The following is a 4,160-nucleotide window of genomic DNA, read 5'->3' on the forward strand; positions in this document are numbered from 1 at the left end:
ACCCTTATATAGAAAAGCATTTAGCGATTTTTGTCAATTGTTTTTGCTCTAGAGCGAACTAATCAATTAAGTCTCTTGCCAGATAAGGATTTAGTCGATTTATGCCCCCCTATCGAACCATACCAAGTAACGAAGAACCATAATTCATAATTCATAATTCCCGCTCCTTCGGACCAGAAAAGGGGTAAGATAATAAGTTTAGTGATAAGATGACCGAATTGTAAACGGGGACTTGATATGGCAGAAACCCTATTATTTAATGCTTTGCGACAGGCGATCGATGAGGAAATGGGCCGCGACCAGACAGTATTTGTTTTAGGTGAAGATGTGGGTCATTACGGCGGTTCCTACAAAGTTACCAAAGATCTCTACAAAAAATATGGCGATTTAAGGGTTTTAGATACTCCCATCGCTGAAAATAGTTTTACGGGCATGGCAGTGGGGGCAGCCATGACGGGATTACGTCCGATTATTGAAGGCATGAATATGGGTTTTCTTCTGCTTGCCTTTAACCAAATTGCCAACAATGCCGGGATGTTACGTTATACTTCCGGCGGTAATTTTAAAATCCCCATGGTTATCCGCGGTCCGGGGGGTGTGGGGAGACAATTAGGGGCGGAACATTCCCAACGTTTAGAGGCCTATTTTCACGCGGTACCCGGACTAAAAATTGTCGCTTGTTCCACTCCCTACAACGCCAAAGGTTTATTAAAATCGGCGATTAGAGATAATAACCCCGTGCTTTTCTTTGAACACGTTCTTCTCTATAATCTCAAGGAAAATTTACCTGATACCGAGTATCTTTTACCCCTCGATAAAGCCGAAATCGTTCGCAAGGGAGAAGATATCACCATTCTCACCTATTCGCGGATGCGTCATCACTGTTTACAGGCATTAAAACAGTTAGAAAAAGATGGCTATGATCCGGAAATTATCGATTTAATTTCCCTAAAACCCTTTGATATGGAGACGATCGCCGCTTCGATTCGCAAGACTCACAGGGTGATTATCGTGGAAGAATGTATGAAAACGGCAGGAATTGCTTCCGAGTTAATTGCTTTAATTAACGAGCAGTTATTCGATGAATTAGATGCCCCCGTGTTAAGATTATCTTCCCAAGATATCCCCACACCTTATAACGGTAATCTAGAAAGATTGACGATTATTCAACCTAATCAAATTGTCGAAGCTGTCCAAAAAATAGTTGGCGATCGCATTTAAAAAATTCTCCTTTTGATACTGAAGTTATGCAGAGACAAAATTGGTTATTGTTACTGATCATCGGTCTGGTTATTGCCTCGATCTTCGTCCTGATTAAGTTACCCCTACAATTAGGTTTAGACCTGCGCGGTGGTAGTCAATTAACCATTCAGGTTAAACCCACTGAAACCGTCAAAACCATTCAACCTAATGATTTAAAAGCGGTACAAAATGTGATTGAAAACCGCGTTAATGCCCTGGGTGTTTCTGAATCATTAGTGCAGACTGTGGACAGTAAAAATCAGGTAATTGTGCAACTACCCGGGGTCACAAATCCCAAAGAAGCTGAGAGAAACCTAAATGTTCAGGCCCAATTAGAATTTCGTCAGCAAAAACAAGGTACAGAAGGAGAATTCCGGGCTGAATATTCAATTTTTCAACAAAAAAAAGCGGAATTAGCCGCCCTCAAAGCCGAGAATAAACCCGAAAATGCCGCTAAAATTGCCGAACTAGAACAATCTCTGCAAAAATCTAAAGAGGCGATTTTAAATTTATTTGAATCGGTGGACTTAACTGGAAAAAATCTGCAAAATGCCACTATTAGTTCCACCCAAGGCACTAACTGGGAAGTGGCCATTACTTTCGATTCGGAAGGGGGCAATAAATTTGCCGAACTGACTAAAGCGATCGCAGGTACTGGTCGCAGTATTGGGATTTTCCTCGATAATGAATTAATTAGCGCCCCTGTGGTTGATGTGCAGTTTGCCCAAACGGGAATTACAGGAGGCCGGGCCGTGATTACTGGTAATTTTACCGCCGAAACTGCCAACGATCTAGCGATTCAATTGCGCGGTGGTTCTCTACCTTTCCCCGTTAAAGTGGAAGAAATTCGCACCGTCGGGGCAACTTTAGGCCAGGATAGTATCCGTCGCAGTATCTACGCTGGTTTAGTGGGTTTACTGTTAGTTTTAATCTTCATGGCGGTTTATTACCGTTTACCCGGTATTATTGCCGATGTTTCCCTGATTATCTATACTATTCTTTCTCTGGGGGCTTTTGCCCTAGTGGGAGTCACCATGACGTTACCCGGTATTGCTGGATTTATCCTCAGTATCGGCATGGCAGTCGATGCAAATGTACTAATTTTTGAGCGTACCCGGGAGGAATTAAGGGCCGGAAAATCCCTATTTCGGGCAGTAGAGTCGGGATTTTATCGGGCTTTTTCCAGTATTCTTGATAGTAATGTCACTACTTTAATCGCCTGTGCTGCCTTATTTTGGTTGGGTTCAGGATTAGTCAAAGGTTTTGCTTTAACTTTAGCCATTGGGGTAGCTGTGAGTATGTTTACCGCTTTAACCTGTAGTCGCACTCTCCTGTTAATCACCGTGTTAAACGTCCCTAGCATTCGCCAAAAACCCCAACTTTTCTGCCCCAATTTACCGGTAAATCAGTAGGGTGGGTTAGGCGACGACAAGTTATGCTGTTAACCAATAATTTCATATTCGCCGTAACCCACCGATTGCCACTCCCTACTCCCCAAATTCCTTTTTCCTTTTTACTTTTTACTTAATCAATATGGCATTTAACGTTACAAAACAGCGTAATTTTTGGTGGACAGTCTCGGCCCTGCTGACGATTGGTAGTATTTTGGCCATGGTAATTTCTTGGTTCACTATTCAAGCGCCTTTGCGACCGAGTTTAGATTTTGTTGGTGGTACGAGAATTCAGATAGAATTAGCCTGTGCCAAAAAGAATAACTGTGAGAAACCCTTAACTACTGCCGAAGTGCAAGCAATTTTAGACGAGGAAGGATTGGGTAACAGTAGTGTGCAGGTGTTGGATAAATATACTTTATCCGTGCGGACTAAAACCCTGGCAGAAGAACAGAGAACGAAATTACTCGACACCTTAAACCAGAAAATCGGCGCCTTTGACCCCGAAACCAGTCAAATCGATACAGTCGGTCCCACCATCGGTCAAGAATTATTTAGGTCGGGATTTTTAGCTTTATTAGTGTCATTTTTTGGCATTGCTGTCTATCTAAGCTTCCGTTTTCAACGGGATTACGCTTTTTTCGCCATTGTCGCCCTGCTGCACGACGTTTTGATCACTTTAGGGGTCTTTGCGGTTTTAGGCTTAATTGCGGGGGTAGAAGTGGATAGTTTATTTTTGGTTTCCCTCTTGACAATTGTGGGCTTTTCTGTTAATGACACAGTGGTAATTTATGATCGCGTGCGGGAAAATTTTGTCAATACCCCCGAATTATCCGTGGATGAAATTGTCGATAACGCGGTCAGTCAAACCCTAACTCGTTCGATTAATACCACCCTGACCACTTTATTGCCTCTGGTGGCGATTTTTCTCTTTGGTGGCACGACCTTAAAATATTTTGCCCTAGCTTTAATTATTGGTTTCGTAGCCGGGGCCTATTCGAGTATTTTTATCGCTAGTACCCTACTAGCTTGGTGGCGCGGTCGTTCCCATCGACCCACACTCAATTACAGTTAGGATGCCATTGGTGAAGAATCAGTGGTTCTTGGATGGGTCGTAATAGTAATTTCAACCTGTTGATTGAGACGACCCAAAATTGAGATCAAACGGTCAATAGTAAAGCGTCCCAAATTAGCACGGCGAATCTGGACAAATTCACTGTGATTAATTCCAGTTCGCACTTGAGCATCGCAGGTTGATAAGTCTTCCTTCTCCAGAAGCTTGATAATTTCAGCAGCAAGCAGTGCTTTCGCTTGTCGCACGTCCGCATCTACATCGCCAAAATCGCGGTACACATTCCCGCTACCTTGTACCAGTTCAAATTGTTCTTCACTCATCGGAAATTTTGGGTCTGAAACCCCGCCGTTCTAGGTTGGCTTTACGTTAGAATTAAAAGGCCAGTCTCGAAAACCAAGTGGACGGCGCAGCACCTTGAAAACTCGGCTTAGGGGGTTCCGACCAGAAAAGCT

General features: G+C 43.1%; 4 protein-coding genes. 3 read left to right on the forward strand and 1 reads right to left on the reverse strand.

Annotated elements, in window-relative coordinates; translation table 11 throughout:
* The first annotated feature begins 237 nt into the window (after positions 1-237).
* The 3 genes from PX482_RS22960 (at position 238) to secF (ending at position 3,708) form a co-directional block, all read left to right on the forward strand.
* Entirely contained in the window at positions 238-1,221 is a 984-nt protein-coding gene (locus tag PX482_RS22960; RefSeq protein ID WP_002763149.1) for an alpha-ketoacid dehydrogenase subunit beta, read from the forward strand.
* A 26-nt stretch (positions 1,222-1,247) separates the two neighbouring features.
* Positions 1,248-2,654 carry a protein translocase subunit SecD gene (secD, locus tag PX482_RS22965; protein ID WP_002763147.1) on the forward strand — a complete coding sequence of 469 codons (1,407 nt, stop codon included), beginning with the start codon at positions 1,248-1,250 and terminating at the stop codon, positions 2,652-2,654.
* A gap of 121 nt (positions 2,655-2,775) precedes the next feature.
* Entirely contained in the window at positions 2,776-3,708 is a 933-nt protein-coding gene (gene secF / locus PX482_RS22970) for a protein translocase subunit SecF (protein ID WP_002763140.1), read from the forward strand.
* On the opposite strand, the gene PX482_RS22975 is transcribed toward secF, so the two are convergent.
* Positions 3,705-4,028: a helix-turn-helix domain-containing protein gene (locus PX482_RS22975; RefSeq protein ID WP_288025516.1), complete on the reverse strand. Its 324-nt coding sequence runs from the start codon at positions 4,026-4,028 to the stop codon at positions 3,705-3,707. The genes secF and PX482_RS22975 overlap by 4 nt on opposite strands.
* Between the last annotated feature and the right edge of the window lie 132 nt (positions 4,029-4,160).

This window comes from Microcystis sp. M53602_WE12 (assembly GCF_030065455.1).
Taxonomy (GTDB): Bacteria; Cyanobacteriota; Cyanobacteriia; order Cyanobacteriales; family Microcystaceae; genus Microcystis; species Microcystis aeruginosa.

What these genes read in the sequence shown, in the direction of transcription:
- PX482_RS22975 (WP_288025516.1), bottom strand. Translation starts at nt 4,028, where the DNA reads ATGAGTGAAGAACAATTTGAACTGGTACAAGGTAGCGGGAATGTGTAC.
- PX482_RS22960 (WP_002763149.1), top strand. Translation starts at nt 238, where the DNA reads ATGGCAGAAACCCTATTATTTAATGCTTTGCGACAGGCGATCGATGAG.
- secD (WP_002763147.1), top strand. Translation starts at nt 1,248, where the DNA reads ATGCAGAGACAAAATTGGTTATTGTTACTGATCATCGGTCTGGTTATT.
- secF (WP_002763140.1), top strand. Translation starts at nt 2,776, where the DNA reads ATGGCATTTAACGTTACAAAACAGCGTAATTTTTGGTGGACAGTCTCG.